We start from the raw sequence: 24623 nt of genomic DNA, 5'->3' as shown, positions 1-24623 counted from the left end.
GCCGTCACCGGCTCGGCGCGGGTGCGCACCGGGCGCGGCCGGGAAGGAGGTCCCGGCCGCGCCGGTGCGCAGAGGTGCGGGATCAGTCGGCCGAGCGGGCGACCGCTGCCGCCACCCCTGCCAGCAGGTCCGTCACCACCGCCGTCCCCCGCATGCTGAGCACCGACTCCGGGTGGAACTGCACGGAGGCGAAACCGGGACCGCGCAGCGCGTGCACCTCGCCCGGGCCCGCGGGGCCCACGTCGCCGCCTGCCCCCGCGTCCCCGGCGTCCCGCGTCTCACTGCGGCTCCCCGCGTCCCCGGCGCCCCTGGCCACCTCGATGCCGTGTGCCGCCAGCTCGGCCGCCTCCGCGTCGTCGCAGACCGCCGTGAAGCTGTTGTAGAAGCCGGCCGTCTCGGGCCGTCCGAACAGATCGACCGTCTCCTGCACCCCCTGGTACGGCACCCTCTTGCGCACGACCGCCAGGCCCAGTTCCGCCGCGATCAGTTCATGCCCCAGGCACACCCCGAGCACCCCGTGCCGCGCCTCGCGCAACAGGTCCGCCGTCAGCGTCCGCAGGAACCGCATCTTCGGGTCGTCCGCGTCCGCGGGGTTTCCCGGACCGGGCCCCAGCACGACCGGACCCGGATGCCCGAGTGCCGCCTCCCGCAGCCCCGGCTCGTCGTAGCGGCGCACGGACACCTCAAGGCCGGAGGCGCGCAGGACGTGCGCGAGCATCGCGGTGAAGGTGTCCTCGGCGTCGATCACCAGTGCGTGTCCGGACAGAGTACGGGTGCGTTCCTGCATCCTCAGCCAGAACGGCGCGAGGTGGGCCCGCCGCCCGTCCAGCGCCGCCCGCACCCGCGCGTCGTCCGCGAGGAGAGGACGTACCGACTCCTCGCGCGGACGCCCAGGGCGCACCCCCAGCGCGGCCAGCACCCCCGCCGCCTTGGCGTGCGTCTCCGCGACCTCCCCGGCCGGGTCGGAGTTCCGTACGAGGGTGGCGCCGACCGGCACCCGCAGCCGCCCGCCGGGACGGATGTCGGCGGTACGGATGAGGATCGGCGAGTCGAGGGTCTGCGCGCCCGTCGCGTCGCGGCCGAGCAGAGCCAGCGCCCCCGCGTAGTAGCCGCGCCCGCCCACCTCGTGCCGCTCGATCACCCGGCACGCGTTCTGCACCGGCGAGCCCGTCACCGTCGCCGCGAACATCGTCTCGCGCAGCACCTCCCGCACGTCCAGCGAACTGCGCCCCCGCAGTTCGTACTCCGTGTGCGCGAGGTGCGCCATCTCCTTGAGCCGCGGACCGACCACGACCCCGCCCATGTCGCCGACGGTGCACATCATCTTGAGTTCCTCGTCCACGACCATCGACAGCTCCTCGGTCTCCTTCGGATCGGCGAGGAAGTCGAGCAGGTCCTCGGGCGTGGGACCGTCGGCCGGGTAGCGGTAGGTGCCGCTGATCGGGTTCATCACCACCGTCCCGCCGGACATCCGCACGTGCACCTCGGGGCTCGCGCCCACCAGCACGCGGTCCCCCGTGTGCACGACGTACGTCCAGTACGCGCCCCGCTCCCCGTCGAGCAGCCGGCGGAAGAGCGCGAGCGCGTCGGCGCGTCCGAAGCCCGGGATGTTCCCCGTGTACGTGCGCCGGATCACGAAGTTGGCGCCCTCGCCGCGCCCGATCTCGCCGTCCACGACACGCCGGACGATCTCCTCGTACTCCTTGTCCGCGACGTCGAAACCGCCGCTCTCCACGTGCACCTCGTGCGAGGGAAGCGCGGACAGCACCCCCTCCAGGGGCAGCTCGTACGCCTCCTGCGCGACCAGCACGCTCAACGGCGTCCCGTCGTCCCGCACGTCGAAGCCGCGCTCCGCGATCTGCCGGAACGGGACGAGGGCGAGCGTCGGCAGCCCCTCCCCGCCGACCGGCAGGTCCGCCAGCCGCTGCGCCTCGTGCACGGAGCCGATCAGCACCTCGACGGTGTCGTGGTCGCGGCCCGGGGCCCGGCGGCGCAGCAGGGCGAAGGGCGGGCCGTCGCAGGCGGCGAGCCGGGGCAGGAGGGTCTCGGGGAGGGGGTGCGCGAGCATCGGGCGGTTCCTTCCAGGAAGGGGCGGGAGCTGGAGGAACGGCCCTGCAACGCAGAAAGGCCGCCCTCCTGGGGCGGCCTGTGCGTCAGTGGATGTACGCGCGATCAGTGGGCCGCCGGATGAGCGGTCCACCACCAGTTCTGCGTGCGGGTCTGGTTCTTCGGCGCGAACATGTGGCGCACCCTACCCCACGCACGGACCGGACGCGGTGAACGAGAAGGGGTGCCGGCCCGTCCCGCTCCGGCACGCCGGGGCTCCACCGGCCGTGGACCGCACGTCTCACCTTGTGAGCGGGGCGCGGAGCACCGGGCCGCACCCCGTAGGGTGGCCGGGTGACCGTGAACGCGAAGACCACCCTCAACGGTGGCAACACCTGGCGCGACCTTCCTGCGGCGCAGCAGCCCGAGTACCCCGATGCCGAGGCGCTGCGCGATGTTGTCGCGGACCTCGAATCGTATCCGCCGCTCGTCTTCGCGGGCGAGTGCGACCAGCTGCGCGCCCGACTGGGAGCCGTCGCCAAGGGCGAGGCGTTCCTGCTCCAGGGCGGCGACTGCGCGGAAGCATTCGACGCCGTGTCGGCCGACCACATCCGCAACAAGCTCAAGACGCTTCTCCAGATGGGCGCCGTGCTGACGTACGCCGCGTCCGTGCCCGTCGTCAAGGTGGGCCGGATCGCCGGCCAGTACAGCAAGCCGCGCTCCAAGGGGACCGAGACCCGCGACGGCGTGACCCTGCCGACGTACCGCGGCGACTCGGTGAACGGCTTCGCCTTCACCGAAGAGGCCCGCATCCCGGACCCCGAGCGGCTGAAGCGGATGTACAACGCGTCCGCCTCCACCCTCAACCTCGTGCGCGCCTTCACCACCGGCGGTTACGCGGACCTGCGCCAGGTGCACGCCTGGAACCAGGACTTCGTGAAGAACTCGCCGTCCGGCCAGCGCTACGAGCAGCTCGCCCGCGAGATCGACAACGCGCTGAACTTCATGAAGGCCGCCGGGACCGACCCGGCGGAGTTCCGCACCGTGGAGTTCTACGCGTCGCACGAGGCGCTGCTGCTGGACTACGAGGCCGCGCTGACCCGCGTGGACTCCCGCACCGGCACCCTGTACGACACCTCCGGTCACATGGTGTGGATCGGTGAGCGCACCCGGCAGATGGACGGCGCGCACATCGAGTTCGCCTCCCGGATCCGCAACCCGATCGGCATCAAGCTCGGCCCCACGACCACCGTGGACGAGGCGCTCGGCTACATCGACAAGCTGGACCCGGACCGCGAGCCCGGCCGGCTGACCTTCATCGTCCGGATGGGCGCCGACAAGGTCCGCGACAAGCTGCCCGACCTGGTCGAGAAGGTCACCGCGTCCGGCGCGACCGTCGCCTGGATCACCGACCCGATGCACGGCAACACCTACGAGGCCGTCTCCGGCCACAAGACGCGCCGCTTCGACGACGTGCTCGACGAGGTCAAGGGCTTCTTCGAGGTGCACAAGGGCCTGGGCACCCACCCGGGCGGCATCCACGTCGAGCTCACCGGCGACGACGTCACGGAGTGCGTGGGCGGCGGCGACGAGATCTTCGTCGACGACCTGCACCAGCGTTACGAGACGGCCTGCGACCCCCGGCTCAACCGCAGCCAGTCGCTCGACCTGGCGTTCCTGGTGGCGGAGATGTACCGCGACCAGTAGCCCCCGGGGGACGTACGACAGTGGGGCACGGATCCATGTGATCCGTGCCCCTCCGTCATGTGCGGCCAGGGTCTTTACGAATACGGCAAGCCAGGTAAGGTGAGGTTTACCTGACCATGAACCGGCCCGGCCGAGGGATCGAGGTGTCCGCGTGTTCGTCTGCTCCTGCTTCGGCGTGACCGACCAGCAGATCAAGGCCCACGCCGCCGCCGGAGCGTGCACCCCGCGCCAGATAGCCTCCGTCACCAAGGCCGGCACGGACTGCGGCAACTGCGTCCGTACGATCCAGGGCCTGCTCGGCCGCGGGGCCTGCCCGCGCCGCGAACTGATCGCCAAGCACGAGCTGTCCGCCGTCGCGGAGCAGCCGGGCCGGGTGGCCCTGGACGAGGCCGCCTGAGGGGCTGCTAGGCCTCGCTCGGCTGCTCGATCAGCTGGGCGATGTAGAGCGGCTCGCCGAGCTTCTCGACCAGCTCCAGCTGGGTGTCCAGGTAGTCGATGTGGTGCTCCTCGTCCGCGAGGATGTCCTCGAAGATATTGGCCGACGTGATGTCGCCCTTGGCGCGCATGACCTCCGCGCCGCGCTTCAGCCGGTCGATCGCCTCGACCTCGACCTGCCGGTCCGCCTGGAACATCTCGGTGACCGTCTGCCCGATCCGGACGTGGAAGAGCCGCTGGTAGTTGGGCAGACCCTCCAGGAAAAGGATGCGGTCGGTGAGGATCTCCGCGTGCTTCATCTCGTCGAACGACTCGGCCCGCGTGTACTTCGCCAGCTTGGTCCAGCCGAAGTTGTCCTGCATCTTCGCGTGAAGGAAGTACTGGTTGATCGCCGTCAGTTCGGCGGTCAGCTGCTCGTTGAGAAATTCAATGACCTCGGGGTCGCCCTGCATCGCTGGGGCTCCTTCCAGGGGGTGGCCGGGCAGATTGCGCGCATCCTCGCACCGCAGCTCGGAAGACGTCCAGTAAGTGCATGCTTAGTAGGAGTTGCCCGAATCGGCCCAGACCCGGTCATGACCACCCCTCGCCGTCTGTCACCATGGGAGGCATGGGTCAGCCGGAAAGCCGGGAACACCGCGCAATCGAGCACTCCGAGCTTCCGCCGGGACAGCGGCTCCAGCGCGGTTGGCCGGTCACCCACTACGGGCCCGTCCCCAAGTTCAAGCCGGAGCGCTGGGAGTTCCGCGTCTTCGGCGCGACCGCGGACGGCGAGAAACGCTGCTGGAACCACGAGGCGTTCTCCGCACTGCCCTTCACGACGGTGCTCGCGGATCTGCACTGCGTGACGAAGTTCAGCATGCTGGGGGCCGAATGGGGTGGCGTCGCCGCCCGGACGGTCCTGGAACTGGCCCCCCCGGCCCCGAAGGTCACACACGTCATGGTCTGGGCCGAGTACGGCTACAGCGCCAACGTCCGCATCGAGGACTTCACCGACCCGCGCACCATCTTCGCCACCCACAAGGGCGAGGACCTGCTCACCGCCGAGCACGGTTTCCCGCTGCGCCTGGTGATCCCGCACCTGTACGCCTGGAAGGGCCCCAAGTGGGTCCGCGGCATCGAGTACATGACGGCGGACCGCCGTGGTTTCTGGGAGGAACGCGGCTACCACAACATCGGCGACCCCTGGCGCGAACAGCGCTACTCGTACCAGGAGGAGCCGGGGGACGGGCCCGAGCTGTAGCGGCCGGGCCGCCTGCACGGGCTCCGGCCGGCCGGGGCGGAAGTCGCTCAGAACGTGCGCAGGCCCTTGAGCCGCGCCACGTCCGCCGCATGCCCCTCCTTGCCGCCCGGCGTCTCGATGACCAGCGGCACCCCCTGGGTCGCCGGGTGCGAGAACAGCTCGCGGAACGGTTCCTCGCCGATGTGCCCCGCGCCGATGTTCTCGTGCCGGTCCTTGTGCGCGCCCGTGACGTCCTTGGAGTCGTTGGCGTGGATCAGCTTCAGACGCCCCTCACCGACCGTGTCCACCAGCAGGTCCAGGGTCTGCTTCATCCCGCCCGGCCCCGCCAGATCGTGGCCCGCCGCGAAGATGTGGCAGGTGTCCAGGCAGACCCCGAGCTTCGGGTGGTGGTCCAGGGCGTCGAAGTACGGACCGAAGTCCCAGGTCCGCGAGCACAGCGAGAAGCCCTGGCCGGCCGTCGACTCCAGCAGCAGGTACGGGTCGTCGTCGTGGGTCAGCTCGTCCAGCAGCGGCAGTAGGTGCGTCCGTACCTGCGCGAGGGCCTCCGCACGGGGGCGTCCGCCGGTCGCCGACCCGGTGTGCACGACGACCCCCAGCGCGCCGATGGCGCGGGCCCGGCGCAGGGAGTGCCGCAGCGACTCCACGGACCGCTCGACCGTGGCCGCGGTGTGCGAACCGAAGTTGATCAGGTAGGGGGCATGGACGTACGCCGGGATGCGCTCGGCGGCGCAGGCGGCACGGAACAGCTCGTCCTGCGCCGGGTTCCCGAGCGGCGTCGCCCAGCCGCGCGGATTGGCGACGAAGACCTGCACGGCCTCGGCGCCCACCTCCCGGGCGTACGGCAGCCCGGTCGAGGCGAGCCCTCCGGCGACGGGGACATGGCCGCCGACCGGGTTGCGCAGGGCGGGATCGTGGCCGGCCGGGACACGGGCCGACGGGACGTGCGCGGTCGGGGTGCCGGCGGGGAACGGGGTGGGGACTTCTGCGGTGCTCATCACCCTCCAGGATGCCGCACCCGCGCCGTGCCCCCCGCCGTCGTGCTCGCCCGGACCCCGCTAGAGGATCTTCGTGGTGACGGTGATCGTGCTGCCCTCGGGGGCCTGCGAACCGCCGGAGACCGACTGCTTCTCGATGACCTTGCTGAAGGACAGGAGCGGCCGTTCGACCTCGACCTGGAAACCCGCCTCCTTCAGCACCCGGGCCGCCTCGTCCGCCTGCTTGCCGAGGACGTCCGGCACCGCGACCATCCGCGGCCCCTTGGAGACGGTGAGCGTCACGCGCTCGCCCTGGCCGAGCCTGGTGCCCGCGGGGACCGACTGCCGTGCCACCTTGCCCGCCTCGGCGGGGGAGTGGACCTGCCCGGGCGCGACGTCGACCTTCAGCCCGAGGCCCTCCAGGGTGGCGGTGGCGTCCTCGACGCCCTGCCCGGTCACCGTCGGCATGTCCACCGGCGCGCCCTTGCTCACGACGATCGCCACCGCGGTGTCGGGTGCGCGGCCGGTGCCCGCACGCGGCTCGGTGCTGATGACCGTGCCCAGGGGGACGTCCTCGCTGAACGCCCTGGTGACGACGCCGGGTGCGAGGCCGGCGTCCTTGAGTTCGTTCCTCGCCTTCGCCAGCGGCATCCGCTTCACGTCCGGGACCTTCACTATCTCGGGGCCCCGGGAAAGGACCAGCGTCACCGACCCGTTGTGGCGGATGCGTGAGCCGGGCGCCGGATCGCTGTCCATGACCGTGCCGCGCGTGACGGTGTCGCTGAACTTCCGCTCCACGCCCTTCACGTCGAGCCCGGCCGCCGACAGCTTCGCCCGTGCGTCCTTCTCCGACTGGCTGAGCAGTGCCGGGACCTGCGTGAACTGCCCGGAGTTGATGTACCAGACCCCGGTGCCCACCAGGGCCAGCAGCACCGCCGCCACGACCAGGGCCAGTCCCCGCCGGGTGGGCAGGGCACGCCGCGACGTCGCGCGGGACGGGTCGGGCTCCGGCCGCGGCAGCCGGCTGGTGTGCCGCTCGGTGGGCAGCGTGCGCGGGATCACGCTGGTGCGCTCCTCGGGACCGACCGCCGGAGCCTCCGGCTTCGCCTGCGGGGGTACGAGGTCCAACTGCTCGTCGCCGAGGGCCGCGCGCGCCGTCCTGGCCAGTCCGAGCAGGGCGACCGCGTCGAACGGGCGGGCCTCCGGGTCGCGGGCGGTGGCCTCGCCGACCAGTCCGTCCAGTTCGGGCGCCAGCCCCGGCACCGCGGCCGACGGCGGCGGAACGTCCTTGTTGAGGTGCTGGTAGAGCACCTGGGCGGCGGTGCCGCCGGAGTGCGGCTTCGTACCGGTCAGCATTTCGTACAGGACGACTCCGCACGCGTACACGTCGGCGCGGGTGTCGGCGGTGCCGTGCTCGATCTGCTCGGGAGCGAGGTAGGAGACCGTGCCCAGGAGCGATCCGGTGGAGCTGGTGACGGTGTCCACGGCCCGCACGAGACCGAAGTCGGCGACCTTCACCCGGCCGTCGTCGCCGATCAGGACGTTCTCCGGTTTCATGTCCCGGTGCACGAACCCGGCCCGGTGCGCGGCGCCGAGCGCGGCCAGCACGGGCTCCAGGATGTCCAGCGCGGCCCGCGGCTGGAGGGCGCCGCGCTCGCGCAGGACGTCGCGCAGAGTGCAGCCCGCGATGTACTCCATCGCCAGGTAGACGTACGCGCCGTCGGCGCCCTGGTCGAAGACGCCCACCACGTTCGGGTGCGCGAGACGCGCCACGGACTTCGCCTCGCGGATGAAGCGGTCCACGAAGGAGGCGTCCGCGGCGAGGGCGGGGTGCATCACCTTGAGGGCGAGCACACGGTCGAGGCGGGTGTCGACGGCCCGGTAGACCGTGGCCATCCCGCCGACGGCGATGCGTGCCTCGACGCGATAGCGGCCGTCGAGCAGGTGCCCGACGAGGGGGTCTTCAAGGGTCGTGTCCACGGAGGGAGTCTACGAGCCGGTACGTGCGGACCGGCCGGCGATCCCGCCCCGCCCCCGGACTGAAGCCGACCTGTAACAGGGCCATACCACTCACATCGCCCCGCCCCCGCCGGTAGCGCCAGCGCCCTTGGGCGGCGGGGCCGCCCCCGGGGGCGGAACGGGCGGGCCAGGGGGCGGCCCCCACCGAAGGTGCACCCCCCGCCCCACGCCCCGCGTCCCCCCGTATACCGGCCGCCACCGCTCCCCGTACCCAGCCGCCCCCGGCCCCCGGCGGCCACCGCGCCCCAGCCGACTCCGCCCCCTCAGAACGCCGGCCGCTCCGGATCCAGCCTCGCCCTGCCCTCCCCCGGCGACGAAGCCTCCGCGAAGTGCCGCCGCGGGATCCGCCCCGCCCGGTACGCCAGCCGCCCCGCCTCGACCCCGTGCCGCATCGCCTCCGCCATCAGCACCGGTTCCTGCGCCCGCGTCACCGCCGACGCCAGCATCACCCCCGCGCAGCCCAGCTCCATCGCCAGCACCGCGTCGGACGCGGTGCCCGCCCCCGCGTCGAGGATCACCGGCACCCCCGCCCGCTCCACGATCAGCTCGAAGTTGTGCGGGTTGCGGATGCCGAGCCCGGAGCCGATGGGCGAGCCGAGCGGCATGACCGCCGCGCACCCCACGTCCTCCAGCTTCCGCGCGAGCACCGGGTCGTCGTTCGTGTACGGCAGCACGGTGAAGCCGTCGTCCACCAGTACCTCCGCGGCGTCGAGGAGTTCCACCGGGTCGGGCAGCAGGGTCCGCTCGTCGGCGATGACCTCCAGCTTCACCCAGTCGGTGCCCAGCGCCTCCCGCGCCAGTCGTGCGGTGAGCACCGCCTCGCCCGCCGTGAAGCAGCCGGCGGTGTTCGGCAGGACGCGGATGCCGAGCCGTTCCAGCACGGACAGCACCGAGCCCTGCACTGAGGGGTCGAGCCGCCGCATGGCCACCGTCGTGAGTTCGGTGCCGGAGGCGGTCAGCGAGCGTTCCAGTACGTCCAGGCTGGGCGCACCGCCCGTCCCCATGATCAGCCGGGACGAGAAGGACACGCCGCCCAGTTCGAAGAGGTCGTCGGCCATGGTGTTCAGCCTCCCTGGACTGCGGTGAGTACTTCGACGCGGTCGCCGTCGCCGAGGGCGGTGTCCGCCCAGCGGCCTCGCGGCACCACTGTCTCGTTGAGCGCCGCGGCCACGCCCGCGTGTGCGCGCGTGAGGGTCGCGACGAGGTCGCCGAGGGTCGTACCGGCGGACAGTGCGCGCGGCTCGCCGTTCACGGACACGTTCATACGAGCTGCTCCTGTCGTACGGAGGGGGCGGGCGGTGGGGGTACGGCGGGGAAGCGGCGCGGGGTGAACGGCCGGGCCTCCTGCGGGAGCTCGCCGGTCGTCAGCACCGTCGCCATCGCGTCCCCGGTGACGGGGGTGAGCAGCACTCCGTTGCGGTAGTGGCCGGTGGCGAGCAGCAGCCCCGGCAGGGCGGTCGGACCGAGCAGCGGGGCGTTGTCGGGGGAGGCGGGCCGCAGTCCGGCCCGGGTCTCGGTGAGGGGCAGCTCGGTGATGCCGGGCACCAGCTCGTGCGCGTCGCGCAGCAGCTCGTACACGCCGCCCGCCGTGACCGTGGTGTCCCAGCCCAGTTCCTCGGTGGTGGCGCCGACGACCAGCTCACCGTTCTCCCGGGGCACCAGGTAGACGTGGCTGCCGCGCACCACCGCGCGCACCGTGCGGTTCAGGAACGGCGCGTACGCGCGGGGCACCGTCAGTCGCAGCACCTGCCCCTTCACCGGGCGCACCGGCACCAGGACCTCCGGGGGTACACCCGCCAGCCGCCCGCTGAGCGACCCGGCGGCCAGTACCACCTGGTCGGCGACCACCTCGGTGCCGTCCGCCAGCAGAGCGCCCGCCGCCCGCTCCCGTACCACGGACAGCCGCTCGGCGGTCGTCCGGTACAAGGCCACTCCGCCCCGCTCGCAGGCGGCCAGGAGGGCAGCGGCAAGCCGCCTCGGGTCGATCTGGTGGTCGCCGTCGACCCGCAGGCCACCGCGCACCCCCGGGGCGAGCATCGGCTCCAGACGGCGGCAGTCGCGCCCGCTCAGCCACTCGGACGTGAGCCCCGACTGCCGTTGCAGGGCGTGCAGTTCGCGCAGGTGGGCCCGGTCGTCGGCGTCCAGGGCCACGGCCAGGGTGCCGCACGCGCGGTAACCGGTGTCCAGCCCACTGGCCTCCTCCAGTTCGGCGACGAACTGCGGATAGCGGCGCGCGGACGCGAGGTTGAGGCCGAGCAGGGTCTGCTCGCCGTAGTGGAGTTCGGTGACGGCGGCCAGCATGCCGGCCGCCACCTGTGCGGCGCCGCCGCCCGGCTCGGGGTCGGCGAGCGCGGTGCGCAGGCCCCGTTGTGCGGCCCGCCAGGCCGTCACGAGGCCGATGATCCCGCCGCCGATCACCAGGACGTCGTACGGGCGTTGCTCAGAGGAATGCATGGGCGTCCAGCCCCTCCCTTCGCCGGCATGACCCGGATCAGGTTCGTACGGTCGGAGGCCTGGTCAGCCTCCCTCTCAGCCCGGTCAGCCGGGCTCCCGTGAGTGCTTGTACGGTGACCAGACTAGACGTTCGCCACAACGGCCCGTAAGGGAGCGCCCCCGTGCCCCGCTCGCTCGACGGACTCGTCCTCGCCCCGGTCGCCGACCAGGCCCCCGGACAGGTCGGCACCCGCACCCGCTTCGCCTACCACGAACAGGACGGCCTGATCTGGGCCGAGTACACGGGCGGCGACATCGTGCGGGGACATCTCGTCGGCACCCGGGAGGGCGACCGGCTGGACTTCAGGTACGTACAGCTGAAGTCGGACGGCACCACGTCCTCCGGACACTGTCTGTCCGCGGTCACCCTCCTGCCGGACGGTCGCGTTCGGCTGGAGGAGAGCTGGGCATGGGAATCCCAGGAGGGCAGCGGTACGAGCGTGGTCGAGGAGCAGGCGGACGGGGAAGCGCATTCCTGACACTGTGTCAGATACTTGAGGTGGCCGAGTGAGCGAGCAGAAACGAATCGTCGTCGTCGGCGCGGGAATGGCCGGAGTGCAGACCGCCGTGGCCCTGCGCGAGCAGGGCTTCCGAGGCTCCCTCGTGCTGCTCGGCGCCGAGCGGCACCCCCCGTACGACCGGCCCCCGCTGTCCAAGGCGGTGCTCCTGGGCAAGGCGGAGGGCTCCGCCTTCGACGTCGACTTCGAGGCGCTCGGCGTCGACCTGCGGCTCGGTACCGAGGCCGTCGGAGTGCGGCCCGCCGACCATGAGATCGACACCGTGCGCGGGGCCGTTCCGTACGACGCCCTGGTGCTGGCCACCGGCGCTCACCCCGTCACCCTGCCCGGCACCGTCGGCGCCCCCGGTGTCCACCTGCTGCGCACCCTGGACGACGCGCACCGGCTGCGCCCGGTGCTGGACGCGCAGAGCGACGTGGTGGTGGTCGGCGCGGGCTGGATCGGCGCCGAGTTCACCACCGCCGCCCGCGAGGCGGGCTGCCGGGTCACCGTCGTGGAGGCCGCCGACCGGCCGCTCGCCGGGACGATGCCCGCCGGGATCGCCGGGCCCATGGCCGCCTGGTACACCGAGGGCGGCGCGGAACTCCTCACCCAGGCGCGCGTGGCCGCGGTGGAGCCCGGGGCGGTGCTGCTCGCCGACGGACGCCGCGTCCCGGCCGGGGCCGTCGTCGTCGGCATCGGTGCCAGACCCGCGACGGCCTGGCTGGAGGGCTCCGGCATCGCACTGGGGCCGGACGGCTCCGTCACCGCCGACGCGCACCTGCGCACCTCGGCTCCCGACGTGTACGCCGTCGGGGACTGTGCCTCCTTCCCGTCCCGGCGCTACGGGCGCCGGCTGCTAGTCCACCACTGGGACAACGCCCTCCAGGGTCCCCGCGCGGTCGCCGCGAACATCCTGGGCGGCACGCCGCTGGTCTACGACCCCGTGCCGTACTTCTGGTCCGAGCAGTTCGGCCGCTTCGTGCAGTACATCGGCCACCACGCCGACGCCGACTCGATGATCTGGCGCGGCGACGCGGCCGGCCCCTCCTGGTCGGTCTGCTGGCTCCGTGACGGGGCCCTCGTGGCGCTGCTCGCGGTGGGCCGCGCCCGGGACCTGGCGCAGGGGCGCAAGCTGGTCGAGGCGGGCGCCGCGCTCGACCCGGTGCTGGCCGCCGACCCCTCCGTACCGCTGAAGGCGGCAGTCCGACAGCCCTAGCGCAGCCGTCGGCAGGGGCGCTCCGGGCGGTCCCGGGTGCCGACTGTCGGTCCTGGATGGCAGGCTTGTCCTGTGACCGAGATTGACGCAAAGACCGATGCACTCGTACCCGCCTGGCTCTACCTCCCCGACATCGCGGAGATGCTCGACCTGGAGGTGACGAAGGTGCGCCAGCTGGTGAAGGACGGCCAGCTCATCGCGGTGCGGCGCGGTGAGAACCGTGCGCTCCAGGTGCCCGCCGCCTTCATCGACGGCGACAAGATCGTCAAGGGTCTGCCCGGCCTCCTGACGGTCCTGAAGGACGACGGCTTCTCCGACGAGGAGATGCTGGAGTGGCTCTTCACCGCCGACCCGACCCTGCCCGGCACCCCCGCCGAGGCCCTGAGCGAGAATCGCGGCACGGAGGTGAAGCGCCGCGCTCAGGCGCTGGCCCTCTGACACAAGCCGATCGGGGCGTGCCTACGGTCCCGGCCCAGCCCCTGGGCCGTACGCACGCCCGCCAGGCGGGAGCCCCTACGGGCGCCCGCGGAACGGGGGACACCGCACCATGCCCACGCTGCCCGCGCCTCGCGCCCAGCTCGCCGACGCCCGGCTCTACCTCTGCACGGGCGCCCGCAAGGCGCAGGGAGACCTCCCCGCGTTCCTCGACGCCGTGCTGTCCAACGGCGTCGACATCGTCCAGCTCCGCGACAAGGGCATGGAGGCGGGCGAGGAGCTGGAGCACCTGGCCGTCTTCGCCGACGCCTGCCGCCGGCACGGCAAGCTGCTCGCCGTGAACGACCGCGCCGACGTGGCGCACGCCGTGGGCAGCGACGTCCTGCACCTGGGCCAGGGCGACCTGCCGGTGCCCGCCGCCCGCGCGATCCTCGGCCAGGACGTCGTGGTCGGCCGCTCCACGCACGCCGAGTCCGAGGTCGACGCCGCCGTCGCCGAGAGCGGCGTGGACTACTTCTGCACCGGACCGTGCTGGCCCACCCCCACCAAACCCGGCCGCTACGCCCCCGGCCTGGACCTGGTCCGGTACGCGGCCTCGCTCCGCCAGGACCGCCCCTGGTTCGCCATCGGCGGCATCGACGCGGGCAACCTCGACGAGGTGCTGGCCGCGGGCGCCCGCCGGGTGGTGGTCGTCCGGGCCCTCACCGAGGCCGCCGACCCCGCTGCCGCGACCGCCGAACTCGCCGGGCGCATCAGGTCGTTCGGCCGCTAGCCGCAGCCGGGGGCCCGGCGGGCGGCGCGGGGCCCGGCCGGGAGGCGCGGCCGGGAGGCGCGGCCGGGAACGCGCGGACGGAAGCCCTCGACCGATGCCGTCCGGCCGGGTTCCCAGCACGAGTGACCGGAAAACTGTCCGAAGGATGGACAAGAATCCGACATAACAGATCTTTGGTGCCCGTTCGGTTGGGGCTCCGCCATGCCCCTGGCTAACCTCTCCGCATGGCCCTTGGCACAGCTTCCACCAGAACCGACCGCGCCGTTACGGTGCGTGAACTTCTGGAGACCGGAAAGACGTCGTTCTCCTTCGAATTCTCGGCCCGCCGGACCCCGAAGGGTGAGCAGAACCTCTGGAACGCCCTGCGCCGGGTCGAGGCGGTGGCCCCCAGCTTCGTGTCCGTGACGTACGGAGCGGGCGGCTCCACCCGCGAAGGCACCGTCAAGGCCACCCAGAAGATCGCCTCCGACTCCACGCTCACGCCCGTCGCGCACCTGACCGCCGTGGACCACTCCGTCGCCCAGCTGCGCAACATGATCGGGCAGTTCGCCAATGCCGGAATCCGGAACATCCTCGCCGTGCGCGGCGACCCGCCCGGCGACCCGATGGGCGAATGGGTCCGCCACCCCGAAGGCGTGACGTACGCCTCGGAACTGGTCCGGCTCATCAAGGAGTCCGGCGACTTCTGCGTGGGGGTCGCCGCGTTCCCGGAGATGCACCCGCGCTCGGAGAGCTGGGACTCCGACATCCGGTACTTCGTGGAGAAGTGCCGGGCCGGCGCCGACTACGCCATCACGCAGATGTTCTTCGATCCCGAGAGCTACCTGCGGATGCGGGACCGCGTCCAGGCGGCGGGCTGCGACACCCCCATCATCCCCGAGGTGATGCCGGTCACGCTGGTCAAACAGCTGGACAGGCTTCCGCAGCTCAGCAACGCGCACTTCCCGGATGCCGTGCGGGAGCGGATGCTCGCGGTCCAGGACGATCCGGCCGCTGTACGCTCCATTGGCATCGAGTTCGCCACGGAGTTCTGCGCGACGCTGCTTGCCGAAGGTGTACCGGGAATGCACTTCATCACGCTGAACAACTCGACGGCGACCCTCGAAATCTACGAGAATCTCGGACTGCACGACCAGTCGTCACGGCCGGCGCAGTCGTAGCAGTCACCACAGCTGTACTCGCGCCGCCGCGCCCATCAGGGGCGGGCGGTCGGCAGGAGGAGGGGCGTACATGGGCTGGACGGTCCTCTACATCGCATTCGGCGTGGTCGCGTTGTGGCTGCTCGGCGAAGTGCTGTTGCAGTACAAGGCACGACTGCGCTGGCGCGTGCTCGCCTTCGCGGGCTTCGCCGTCGTCGTGGTCGGCGTGCTGCTGCCGTCGGTCCTGGTGATCGCGGCGGGCGCCGCCGCCTTCGCCGTGGGCCAGACGTACGTCACCCTCTCCTTCCGCCGCGGCTTCTCGACGGGCTGGGCGATCGGCGGCAATCCCGGCGCAAGCAAGCGCCGCCGGGGCAAGGCCGGCGAGTCCGCCGGGGCACGGCCGACGCTCCAGGTCTCGGACCTGGAGTACGGGGCGCAGCCCGAGCCGGCCGCGGACGGCTTCGACCCGGCACACGGATACGCCGCCCACGGACAGCCGGAGGTGCAGACCGCGGTTCACGAGGCGCAGCCGATGCCGGACGACACGGGCGGGTACGGGGTCTACGACACCCCGGCGCCCTACGCCGCATCGCAGCCGCAGGGCTTCGACGACTTCGGCGGCGGCTCCTACCCGACGTACGACCAGGGCGGCGCCCTCCACGACGCCGGGTCCTACGGCACGTACGACACGGGGCAGCAGCAGTACGCCGCGTACTCGGACCCGTACATCGGTACCCAGTCCTACGGCGGCGGCGACTACGACCCGTACGGCGCCCAGCAGCCCTACAGCGGTGGACCCTACGGCGACGACGCCTACGCGACCGAGACACCGCCCGGCGGGGTGTGGGTGCCGCAGCAGCGCGACGGGGAGCAGCCGTTCGTCCCCGAGGCCCCCCAGCAGCCCGCCGGTTACCCGAACGGGTACGACAGCGGGGCGAACGGCCAGTACCGCCACTGAGCCCGCGCAGGAGGAAGTGAGACGGCCGGAGTTCCCGGGGAACCAGCTCTGCCTTCCCGGGAACCCCGGCCGTTTCCGGGTGCGGCCGTGCCCCTACCGCGACCCGCGGAAGCCGTCCCCCTCCACGATCAGCCCGGCCACCAGGGCGCCCGACATCCCGGCGTGTGCGAGCCCGCCGCCCGGATGCGCCCAGCCCCCCGCCGCGTACAGCCCCGGCAGGGCGGTGGTGTTGGACGGGGCGAGGAAGCGGCCGTCGCGACCGGCCAGGGCGGGCGGCGGCACCGCCCCACCGGCCGCCCCCGTGACGGCGGCCGTGTCCGCGGGTGTACGGACCTCGCGCCACAGGATCCGTCCGGCCAGCCCCGGCACCGCGACGGCAGCGGCGGCCACCATCCGGTCCGCCCAGAGACCGGCCAGGCCCGGTGTGCTCCAGTCGTAGGCCGGGTGCACGGGGGCGGCGGCGGTGAGCACCACCGCCTCGTGCCCCTCGTCGGGGCGCAGCGCCGGATCGTCCGGCCGGGACACGAACACGGTGGGCGAGAGGTCGTCGCCGACGGACTCGACCGGGCCCAGTTCGTCGAAGACCTCCCGGAGCTCGAACTCCCGGTGGGCGGCGTGCACCACGCTCCGGTGCACCGCGCCCGCCTCCCGCCCCCCTTCGAGTGCCAGCAGGACCTGCACCCGGCCCGCCGCCACCCGCTCGGGCGCGCGGGCGGGCGCGTCCAGGTCGCCGTACACCCCGTGCCCGGTCCGCAGCGCCGCCAGCCGCGCCGGGGGCACCGCCGCGACGACGGAGTCCGCCTCGGCGACCGTCCCGTCCGCCAGTTCCACTCCCGCGGCCCGGCCGTCCTTCTCCACCACGGCCGTGACCTCGGAATCGAAGACGAACCGCACGCGCCGGGCCAGGCACCGCTCGTACAGCGCCCGCGCCAGCTCCCGGGTGCCCCCGGCCACGTACCAGCTTCCGAACGTCTGTTCCAGATAAGGCAGGACGGCGGCGGAGGCAGGTGCGTCACGCGGGTCCAGGCCGTACGCCAGCGCGTAGCCCTCCAGCAGGGCGACCAGCCGCGGATCGGCCAGCTCCCAGGCGGCGACCTCGGCCGTCGTGGCCGCCTGCCGGTCGCGGCGCAGCAGCCGCCGGTGCCGCAGCGCGGGGTACGGGTCCCGGCCCAGCACCTGCCAGTCGGCGCGCAGCGGCTCTTCGAGCAGCGGTCGGCGGGTGCGGTCCCAGGCGTCCCGGGCCCGGGTCATGAAGGCGTCCCAGCGCCCCCCCGCCCCGGCCCCCAGCGCATCGTCCAGGGCCGAGACGACGCCCCCGCGGGAGGCATTGGGCAGCGAGAGCGCCGTGCCGTCGGGGAAGAAGTGCCGGCTCGCGGGGTCCACCTGCGTCAGCCCGACGCAGCTCTCCAGTGGCTCCTTGCCCGTCTTGACGAACACGTCCCGGTACACGGCCGGCAGGTGCAGCAGGCCCGGGCCCGTGTCGAAGGCGAAGCCGTCCCGCTCGAAGCGGCCCGCGGAACCGCCGTAGGTCCCGCCCCTTTCGTACACCGTCACCCGGTGGCCCGCGACGGCCAGCCGGGCAGCGGTCGCCATCGCGCCGAGTCCGGCGCCGATCACCACAGTCCGTGCCATGCCAGTGACTCTAACGGCCGCAACCGACAACTCAGCCGGGAGGCCGCGCACCCGGCCCGGCCAGGCGTTTCTCCTCGCGCCGCTGTGCCCTGCGCCGCCGGAACCGCCGGATCCGGCTCGCCAGGAACAGCAGTATGACCAGCCCCGCCAGGAGCAGGACGGCGGCCACGACCGCCGCCGCGACCGGATGGAACATGGCGAAGGTGAGGACCCCGGCGACGCCCAGATCCTCCGCGGTGCTCACCGCGATGTTGCTGAAGGGTTCCGGCGAGGTGTTGACCGCCATCCGTGTTCCGGCCTTGACCAGATGGCTGATCAGGGCGGTGGAGCCGCCGACCGCGCCCGCGGCGAGCTCCGGCAGCGAACCGCTCTGCCCGGCGAGCAGCGCGCCGACGACCGCGCCGGCGATCGGACGGATCACCGTGTGGACGCTGTCCCACAGCGAGTCCAGGTACGGGATCTTGTCGTTGACCGCCTCGCAGAGGAAGAGGATCGCGGCGACCACCAGGACGTCCGTGCGCTGCAGGGAGGCGGGCACTTCGTCGGTCAGCCCGGTGGCGCCGAAGATGCCGAGGAGCAGGACCACCGCGTAGGCGTTGATCCCGCTGGCCCAGCCGCTGGTGAAGACGAGGGGGAGTACGGACACGGACGCGATCGTAGCCAGAAGCCGCCCGGCGGTGCAGGACGCCGGACAGCGCCGGATGCCGTCCGGTGGTGCGGATGCCGGACCTCCGGAGCCCCCGGCCGGCGGGGGACCGGAACGGCAGCGGCCCGGTCAGGCTCGATCCCCCCGAGCCTCACCGGGCCGCCGCGCTTCCCCCGTGTCCCCGTTCCCCGTTCGGCAGGGGTGCCGCGCCGCTTCCGCCGCCCCGTGTCGGCGGTCTCGGCGCGAGCGCCCCCTCCGTGCCTCCCACTCTGTCGTCCGCGCAGGTGGGAGCCCATCCGCGTACCTACTCATCTCCCGCACTAGGTACGGATACTCAGAGCTGGGCCCGCCGGCTCAGCCCTGGGTGCCACCCACCCGGCCGTGCAGCAGCCGCGACAGCGCGGAGTGGACGTCGTCGAGGGATCGCTCGCTCTGGAACGCCTGCCAGTCCAGCGCCGCCACCAGCACCATCCCGACCAGTGCCGCGGCCGTCAGCTTGATGTCGATCTCCCGGCTCAGCTCGCCGTTCGCGACGCCCTGGGACAGGACCGTCTCCACGACGGCGACCGCCTGCTGACGCACCACCAGGAGGGTGGACTGCCACGCCCTGTTCGTCCGCCACAGTTCGGCGACGTACAGCTGTGTGAAGGCCGGGTACCGGTCGATGAACTCAAGGCCGGCCCGGATCATCGCGTCGAGCGACTCCACGTTGCTGCCGTCCCGTGCGGCGGTGGCGTCGGCCGCCTCCTGGAGGGAGGCGGTGAGCAGTCCGACGCCGTACCGCAGCAATTCTTCGAAGAGCTCGCTCTTGCTCTTGAAGTTGTAGTACACCGTGCCCTTGGCGACACCCGCCCGGTCGGCGATCTCCTCCACGGTGGTGGAGGAGAAACCCTTCTCGGCGATGAGTGTCACGGCCGCCTCGTAGAGCTTCTGCCGGGTGTTGCGGCGACGCGTGCTGGTGCTGTCCATGGCGCCGATTCTTTCAGCCCCCGGGGTGTTCTCCGGGCTCACCGGCCGCGCGTTCACAGGCTGAGGTCCGGATGCAGGCGGTCCAGCGTCCACACCTGCTTGCGCCGGGCGGACACCGCGGTGAGGGCGAGTGCGCCCGCGGTGAAGGCGGCCAGCACGAGGCTGCCCGTCCACACCGGCTCCAGCCCGCCGCCCGAGATCAGCCTGCGCAGCCCCTCGACGACGTACGTCATGGGCAGGAACGGGTGGATCGCGTTGAAGAACGTCGGAGACGTCTGGACCGGATACGTGCCGCCCGCCGACGTCAGCTGAAGCATCAGCACCGCGAGCACCAGGATGCGCCCCGCCGCTCCGAACCGGGCGTTGAGCCACTGCACGATCGACGCGAAGCAGCACGTCACCAGTACGAGGAAGCCCAGCGTGCCGGCGGTGCGGGTCATCTCCAGACCCAGGCCCCAGTGCAGTACGGACATCAGCGCGGCCACCTGGAGCACGCCCAGCGCGGCGACCGGCAGCCAGCCCGCGAGGGCGATCCGCCACGCGGACGCACCCGCGGCGAGGGCGCGCCGGTTGAGCGGCTGGATCAGCATGTACGCCACCATCGCGCCCACCCACAGCGACAGCGGGATGAAGTACGGGGCGAACCCGGTGCCGTAATTGGGCGCCTTGTGCAGGGACTGCGAGGCGAGCTTGACCGGGTCGGCCATCACCTCGGTGCGCTGGTCACGGGAGTCCTTGTCGTAGTCGGGGATCTTGCCCACCCCGTCGTGCAGTCCGCCCGCGAGCTTTCCGCTGCCGTCGGCGAGCTTGAACAGTCCGCCGTCCAGGTTGTGCGCCCCGGTCTTCAGCCTGCCGACGCCCTGGTCGAGGTCGGTGGCGCCGGTGCGGGCGGAGGCGAGGCCGGTGTGCAGCTTGGCGGCGCCCCGGGAGACCTTCTGGGCGCCCGAGTTCAGGGCGTTGACCTGCGCGACGGCGGTCTGCAGGTCTTCGTCCAGACGCGGGGCGCCACGGACCAGCTTCTGCGACTTGGCCTGGATGTCCTTGAGGCGAGTGTCCAGGAGCGTCAGGTCACTGTTGCTGTCCTTGACCATCGCGTTGACGTCCGCGGACACCGTCGCCGCCTCCTCGGCGGCCGTGGCGGCCTTCTTGAGCCCGGGGCAGACCTTGGCCCTGGCAGCGGTCTGTGCCTCGTCGTCGGCCGCGGGTGCCTGCTCGCAGAGTTCCTTGTGCGCGGCGGCCAGTTCGTTGGCCGCCGTGCGTGCGCCCTGCGCGGCGACGGGAGCACCCTTGACCAGGGTCTTGAGGTGGTTCCTGGCCACCTTCGAGGTGTCGGCGACCAACTGTGCGGAGTGCGCGATCGAGGTGCCGTCGTCCTTCAGGTACGGGCGGACCTGCCCGGCGACCCGGTTGACCTTGCCGGCCAGCTCCTTGGTGCCATCGGCGACCCGCTTGGCGCCCACGGCGAGATCGCCCGCGCCCTTGTCGAGCTTCTTGATGCCGCCCGACAGGTTCCCGCTGCCCTTCTTCGCGTCGTTCAGACCGTTGGCGAGGTCCTGCGAGCCCTTCTTCGCCTTCCCGATGCCGCCGTCGAGGTCCTGGGCGCCCTTGGCGGCCTTCTCGGTGGCGGCGTGGATGTCGGAGAACGAGATGAAGATCTTGTCGAGGAAGCCGCGCGAGGCGTTCGTGGAGGCCGCCGTGCGCACCTCGGAGAACACCGAACGGGAGATCTGCCCGACGATGTAGTTGTTGGAGTCGTTGGTGTGCACCTGGAGCGCACCGGTCTCCGGGGAGTCGCCGGAGCTGGAGGCGATCCGCTCGCTGAAGTCGGACGGCATGGTCAGCGACAGGTAGTAACTGCCGTTCTCGACCCCGTCCCTGGCGTCCTCCGCGGACACCTCCTGCCAGTCGAAGACCTTGCTGTCCAGCAGCTTCCTGGTGATCTCGTCACCGGCGGCGACCCTCTTGCCCCCGGCGGTCGCGCCCTTGTCGTCGTTGACGAGCGCCACGGGAATCCTGTCGAGCCGCCCGTACGGATCCCAGAAGGACCACAGGTACAGGGCTCCGTACAGCAGCGGCAGCAGCAGCAGTGCGACGAGCGCGGCGCGCGGCAGCTTCCCCCTGCCGAACCGCTTCAGCTCAAGAGCGGCCAGTTTCGGCGAGCGCATCGGCCGTCCCCTCCTCGGTCGTGCCTTCGTCGGTCGTGTCCGCGGTGCTGTCCGTCGCCTTCACGGAATCCGAGGACTTCACGTCTGCCGCGGACTGCGCGGGCTCTGCCTCTGCCGCGTCCTTGGTCGCGTTCCGTACGCAGAGTCGCAGGGCGTCCTCGGGCGGCTCGCTGCACACCGCCAGGACGGTCGTGCCGCAAGCGGCCACCGACCGCAGCAGCTCCCACGCCTGCTCGCGCTCCGCGTCGGACAGCTTGAGGTCCGCGTCGTCCACGGCGAGCAGCCGGGGCGAGCCCATCAACGCGAGGCCGACGGACAGCCGCAGTGCTTCCAGCCGTTCCAGGTCCCGTACGGAGGTCCGCGCGCCCTTGGGCAGCGAGTCCAGGTCGAGACCGGCGGCCTCCATGGCGGCGTCGATCCGGGCCCTGGCGTCGGCGCGTCGCTTGGCGGGCCGCTGGAACAGCGAACGCAGTCCGCGGTCGAAACGGCTCTGCAGCAGGGCGCGTTCGCGCAGGTGCTCGGCGACCGTGAAGGCCGGATCGAGCTCGTTGACCCCGGTCACGGGGCCCAGGCCGCTGACGCCGCGCACGGCCGCCATCTTCTTCGGCAGCAGCAAGCCGCCCACTTCGGCATGACCCTCGGTGGCGCGCATGCGTCCGGTGAGCGCCAGCAGCAGGCAGGTGCGGCCGGAGCCGGACACCCCCTCGATCGCGACGAACGATCCGGCGGGCGCGGCGAAGTCCACGCCGCGGAACGCCCAGCCGCGCGGGCCCTTCAAGCCGAAGTCCACTGCGGTCACCGCAGCTCCGTCGGTTCCGGCCTTCTCCGCTGCCACGGTGTGCGGGCTGTCCACGCACCCTCCCCACTTGCCGAACTCTTTTGAACTGACCGGTCAGTTCAAAAGTATCGCCTGGCCCTCGGCGCGCAAAAGCCCAGCTCAGGCCGGATTGTCAGTGGCGTCCCTCACAGTGGACACATACGGCCACAGCGCCGTTACCCGACGATCAGGAGGTTCGTCATGACTCGCGCTGGTGTCCATGCAGATGTCCACCCGGTGGTGCGCCGCGCCTCGGCGCCGCCCGCCGCCCTCGACCTCCTCGCCCAGGCCCGCCACGGCCTGGAGGAGGCAGCCGTCACCGAGGCCCCCAACGAGCGGTACGCCACCGCCCACTTGGCCGCCCTGCGCACCGCCGCCGCGGTCCTCGCCGCCCGGGGCCGCCCCGAAGCCACCCCGCGCCGCAGGCAGCGCATACGCAGCGCCTGGGAGGTGCTGCCCGAAACGGCGCCCGAACTGACCGAGTGGAGCGCCCTGTTCGCCTCCGGTGCCGACCGCAGGGCCCGCGCGGAGGCGGGCATACGGGGGGCGGCCAGTGCGCGGGACGCCGACGACCTGATGCGCGACGCCGCGATGTTCCTGCGCCTGGTCGAGCGGATGCTCGTACTCCAGCCGGTGCTGCCGCGCGCCCGGGAGGAGGAGCCCGGCCCCGGGCCCGCACGGGCGGGGTGAACCCGGCAGGCGCGGTGACCTGGGCGGGGGCCCCGGGCCATTAGGCTGGACGCTGCCTTGTCCGCGGACCCACGGAGCCCTGTCCGAGGGGCCCGCCCGCACCGTTCACCGAGGAGTCAATGCCGTGTCGGACCCGATGCGCCCCCGCGCCTCCCTCCGTACCGCCGTGGTCCGGGAGGTCCTCAAGGACGCTCTCGACCAGCGCGCCAAGGAGACCGGCCGCGACACCCTGGACGTCCTCGACACCGGAGGCGGCACCGGCAACTTCGCGGTGCCCGTCGCCGAGCTCGGCCACCGCGTCACCGTCGTCGACCCGAGCCCCAACGCCCTCTTCGCTCTGGAGCGCCGGGCCGCCGAGGCCGGGGTCGCCGAGCGCGTCCGCGGCGTCCAGGGCGACGCGCTGGGCCTGTTCGACGTGGTCGAGCGCGGCGGGTACGACGCCGTGCTCTGCCACGGAGTGCTGGAGTACGTCGACGACCCCGCCGAAGGCCTGCGCAACGTCGTCGCCGCGCTTCGCCCGGCCGGCACCCTCAGCCTGCTCGCCGCAGGGAGCGGCGGCGCCGTCCTCGCGCGCGCCCTGGCCGGACACTTTAACGAGGCCCGCGCCGCGCTGACCGACCCGGCGGGCCGCTGGGGCGAGGGCGACCCGGTACCCCGCCGCTTCACCGCCGGGCAGCTCCGTGAGCTCGCCAACGGCGCGGGCGTCGAAGTCAGTGCGGTGCACGGCGTCAGGGTCTTCGCCGACCTGGTCCCCGGCGCCCTGGTCGACACCGAGCCCGGTGCGATGGAGGCACTCCTGAAGCTGGAGGCCGCCGCCGCCGAACTCGACGCGTTCCACGCGGTCGCCACCCAACTGCACGTACTGGGCGAGAAGCGCGCCGAGGCCGCGGCACCGCGCTAGCGCCGCCCGTCCCTCACACCCCCGCCCCACCGCCTTCCCCCGCCCCAGCAGTCACCCGGCACGGTCGGAGCAACGCCCTCAGGGTTCCCCCGAAAGCCCGCCGAGGCGGCTGATCAGGGACGGGACCGGGCATGAGGGAAGCACGGAGTCCGTCACAGGCCCCCCGATCAGCCTCCGGGCCCCGTATGATCGAAGGACACCGTCGGCATGACGGGTCGGCCGTTGGGGAATGCACGCTTCAACAGCCAAGCCGGCACGGCGGCCCGGATTGGCGAATTGGCGTAGAGGGCGGGTTTCACCGGGGCGATTCCCTGCCTATTCTGAAAGGGCCGCATCCGGTCGCCCCCCGCGACCGACGAGTAGGAGGACTCCGTGCCGCTCTCGGAGCACGAGCAGCGAATGCTCGAGCAGATGGAGCGAGCGCTGTACGCCGAAGATCCCAAATTCGCGACAGCGCTTGAGGGAAGCGGGCTGCGTACGTACACCCGGCGACGGGTCTACCAAGCGGTCGCAGGCTTCCTTGTGGGTATCGCGCTCCTCATGGCCGGAATGGTCGCCCAGATGATCTGGGTGAGCGTGGTCGGCTTCCTTGTCATGCTCGGTTGTGCCGTACTCGCGGTCACCGGATGGCGCAAGGCTCCCAAGCCCGGCGAGCAACCGGTACCCGGTGCCGCGGCGACCGAAGGCCATCGACAGACCAGGCAGCGCCGTTCGGTGATGAACCGGATAGAGCAACGCTGGCAGCGCCGCCGGGACGAACAGGGCGGCTGAGACCCGGACCGTACGGGTGGAGCGCACACCGGGACACCCGGTGAACATGCTGGACGACGACGTGTGAGGGGCGGCCACCTTCGGGGTGGCCGCCCCTC

General features: G+C 72.3%; 25 protein-coding genes and 1 riboswitch. Of the genes, 12 read left to right on the top strand and 13 right to left on the bottom strand.

Features of this window, described 5'->3' with window-relative positions; genetic code table 11:
- Positions 1–82: 82 nt before the first annotated feature.
- Positions 83–2068 (bottom strand): anthranilate synthase family protein, encoded by a 1986-nt coding sequence (locus tag HNQ79_RS01020; protein ID WP_185025778.1) that lies wholly within the window; start codon positions 2066–2068, stop codon positions 83–85.
- A 104-nt stretch (positions 2069–2172) separates the two neighbouring features.
- A complete protein-coding gene (locus HNQ79_RS34710) occupies positions 2173–2241 on the bottom strand; it encodes a trp operon leader peptide (RefSeq protein ID WP_373312447.1) in 69 nt (22 codons plus the stop codon).
- Between the two features lie 159 nt (positions 2242–2400).
- On the opposite strand from HNQ79_RS34710, the gene HNQ79_RS01010 reads away from it, so the two are divergent.
- Both HNQ79_RS01010 and HNQ79_RS01005 read left to right on the top strand, forming a co-directional pair.
- On the top strand, positions 2401–3753 hold the full coding sequence (locus HNQ79_RS01010) for a class II 3-deoxy-7-phosphoheptulonate synthase (RefSeq protein ID WP_185025773.1): 1353 nt from the start codon (positions 2401–2403) through the stop codon (positions 3751–3753).
- 151 nt (positions 3754–3904) lie between these two features.
- Positions 3905–4150, top strand: a complete 246-nt coding sequence (locus HNQ79_RS01005; RefSeq protein ID WP_185025771.1) for a (2Fe-2S)-binding protein — start codon at positions 3905–3907, stop codon at positions 4148–4150.
- 7 nt (positions 4151–4157) lie between these two features.
- Here HNQ79_RS01005 and bfr read toward each other — a convergent pair whose 3' ends face one another.
- Positions 4158–4640: a bacterioferritin gene (bfr, locus tag HNQ79_RS01000; RefSeq protein WP_185025769.1), complete on the bottom strand. Its 483-nt coding sequence runs from the start codon at positions 4638–4640 to the stop codon at positions 4158–4160.
- A gap of 155 nt (positions 4641–4795) precedes the next feature.
- On the opposite strand from bfr, the gene HNQ79_RS00995 reads away from it, so the two are divergent.
- Positions 4796–5428 carry a sulfite oxidase-like oxidoreductase gene (locus HNQ79_RS00995; RefSeq protein ID WP_185025767.1) on the top strand — a complete coding sequence of 211 codons (633 nt, stop codon included), beginning with the start codon at positions 4796–4798 and terminating at the stop codon, positions 5426–5428.
- Between the two features lie 47 nt (positions 5429–5475).
- Here HNQ79_RS00995 and HNQ79_RS00990 read toward each other — a convergent pair whose 3' ends face one another.
- The 5 genes from HNQ79_RS00990 to thiO form a co-directional block, all read right to left on the bottom strand.
- A complete protein-coding gene (locus tag HNQ79_RS00990; protein ID WP_185026523.1) occupies positions 5476–6330 on the bottom strand; it encodes a deoxyribonuclease IV in 855 nt (284 codons plus the stop codon).
- A gap of 153 nt (positions 6331–6483) precedes the next feature.
- Positions 6484–8382 carry a Stk1 family PASTA domain-containing Ser/Thr kinase gene (pknB, locus tag HNQ79_RS00985; RefSeq protein ID WP_185025765.1) on the bottom strand — a complete coding sequence of 633 codons (1899 nt, stop codon included), beginning with the start codon at positions 8380–8382 and terminating at the stop codon, positions 6484–6486.
- Positions 8383–8684: 302 nt separating this feature from the next.
- Positions 8685–9479 carry a thiazole synthase gene (locus HNQ79_RS00980; RefSeq protein WP_185025763.1) on the bottom strand — a complete coding sequence of 265 codons (795 nt, stop codon included), beginning with the start codon at positions 9477–9479 and terminating at the stop codon, positions 8685–8687.
- Between the two features lie 5 nt (positions 9480–9484).
- The gene (gene thiS, locus HNQ79_RS00975; protein ID WP_185025761.1) at positions 9485–9685 is read right to left on the bottom strand and encodes a sulfur carrier protein ThiS; all 201 of its coding nucleotides are present in this window, start codon (positions 9683–9685) and stop codon (positions 9485–9487) included.
- Positions 9682–10875, bottom strand: coding sequence for a glycine oxidase ThiO (gene thiO, locus HNQ79_RS00970; RefSeq protein WP_185025759.1), 1194 nt, complete (start codon positions 10873–10875; stop codon positions 9682–9684). Before thiO ends, thiS begins: the two co-directional genes overlap by 4 nt.
- Positions 10873–10985: riboswitch (TPP riboswitch) on the bottom strand. Its footprint overlaps the gene before it by 3 nt.
- 51 nt (positions 10986–11036) lie before the next feature.
- On the opposite strand from thiO, the gene HNQ79_RS00965 reads away from it, so the two are divergent.
- From HNQ79_RS00965 to HNQ79_RS00940, 6 genes are all read left to right on the top strand, one after another.
- Positions 11037–11393 carry an avidin-fold protein gene (locus tag HNQ79_RS00965; protein WP_185025757.1) on the top strand — a complete coding sequence of 119 codons (357 nt, stop codon included), beginning with the start codon at positions 11037–11039 and terminating at the stop codon, positions 11391–11393.
- Positions 11394–11421: 28 nt separating this feature from the next.
- The gene (locus tag HNQ79_RS00960; protein WP_268253536.1) at positions 11422–12630 is read left to right on the top strand and encodes an NAD(P)/FAD-dependent oxidoreductase; all 1209 of its coding nucleotides are present in this window, start codon (positions 11422–11424) and stop codon (positions 12628–12630) included.
- Between the two features lie 72 nt (positions 12631–12702).
- Positions 12703–13068, top strand: coding sequence for an Rv2175c family DNA-binding protein (locus tag HNQ79_RS00955; protein ID WP_185025755.1), 366 nt, complete (start codon positions 12703–12705; stop codon positions 13066–13068).
- 118 nt (positions 13069–13186) lie between these two features.
- A complete protein-coding gene (thiE, locus tag HNQ79_RS00950; protein WP_185026519.1) occupies positions 13187–13837 on the top strand; it encodes a thiamine phosphate synthase in 651 nt (216 codons plus the stop codon).
- Positions 13838–14061: 224 nt separating this feature from the next.
- Complete coding sequence (gene metF, locus HNQ79_RS00945; protein ID WP_185025753.1) at positions 14062–14997, top strand: methylenetetrahydrofolate reductase [NAD(P)H]; 936 nt, start codon at positions 14062–14064, stop codon at positions 14995–14997.
- A gap of 70 nt (positions 14998–15067) precedes the next feature.
- Positions 15068–15934: a hypothetical protein gene (locus HNQ79_RS00940; RefSeq protein ID WP_185025751.1), complete on the top strand. Its 867-nt coding sequence runs from the start codon at positions 15068–15070 to the stop codon at positions 15932–15934.
- Between the two features lie 93 nt (positions 15935–16027).
- On the opposite strand, the gene HNQ79_RS00935 is transcribed toward HNQ79_RS00940, so the two are convergent.
- The 5 genes from HNQ79_RS00935 to HNQ79_RS00915 form a co-directional block, all read right to left on the bottom strand.
- Complete coding sequence (locus tag HNQ79_RS00935) at positions 16028–17566, bottom strand: phytoene desaturase family protein (RefSeq protein ID WP_185025749.1); 1539 nt, start codon at positions 17564–17566, stop codon at positions 16028–16030.
- A 31-nt stretch (positions 17567–17597) separates the two neighbouring features.
- Complete coding sequence (locus HNQ79_RS00930; protein ID WP_185025748.1) at positions 17598–18212, bottom strand: DUF4126 domain-containing protein; 615 nt, start codon at positions 18210–18212, stop codon at positions 17598–17600.
- Positions 18213–18566: 354 nt separating this feature from the next.
- A complete protein-coding gene (locus HNQ79_RS00925) occupies positions 18567–19181 on the bottom strand; it encodes a TetR/AcrR family transcriptional regulator (RefSeq protein WP_185025746.1) in 615 nt (204 codons plus the stop codon).
- Between the two features lie 53 nt (positions 19182–19234).
- A complete protein-coding gene (locus HNQ79_RS00920; RefSeq protein ID WP_185025744.1) occupies positions 19235–21346 on the bottom strand; it encodes a YhgE/Pip family protein in 2112 nt (703 codons plus the stop codon).
- Complete coding sequence (locus HNQ79_RS00915) at positions 21318–22199, bottom strand: ATP-binding cassette domain-containing protein (protein ID WP_185025742.1); 882 nt, start codon at positions 22197–22199, stop codon at positions 21318–21320. Before HNQ79_RS00915 ends, HNQ79_RS00920 begins: the two co-directional genes overlap by 29 nt.
- 165 nt (positions 22200–22364) lie before the next feature.
- Between HNQ79_RS00915 and HNQ79_RS00910 the strand changes: the two genes are divergently transcribed.
- From HNQ79_RS00910 to HNQ79_RS00900, 3 genes are all read left to right on the top strand, one after another.
- Positions 22365–22853 carry an SAV_6107 family HEPN domain-containing protein gene (locus tag HNQ79_RS00910; RefSeq protein ID WP_185025740.1) on the top strand — a complete coding sequence of 163 codons (489 nt, stop codon included), beginning with the start codon at positions 22365–22367 and terminating at the stop codon, positions 22851–22853.
- Between the two features lie 124 nt (positions 22854–22977).
- Entirely contained in the window at positions 22978–23754 is a 777-nt protein-coding gene (locus HNQ79_RS00905; protein ID WP_185025738.1) for a class I SAM-dependent methyltransferase, read from the top strand.
- 372 nt (positions 23755–24126) lie between these two features.
- Positions 24127–24525, top strand: coding sequence for an SCO2097 family morphological protein (locus HNQ79_RS00900; RefSeq protein ID WP_185025736.1), 399 nt, complete (start codon positions 24127–24129; stop codon positions 24523–24525).
- Positions 24526–24623 lie beyond the last annotated feature (98 nt).

Origin of the sequence: Streptomyces candidus (assembly GCF_014207445.1) — a bacterium.
Taxonomy (GTDB): domain Bacteria; phylum Actinomycetota; class Actinomycetes; order Streptomycetales; family Streptomycetaceae; genus Streptomyces; species Streptomyces candidus.
The sequence above is the reverse complement of the archived record's forward strand: the minus strand, read 5'-3'. Positions and strand labels throughout refer to the sequence as shown.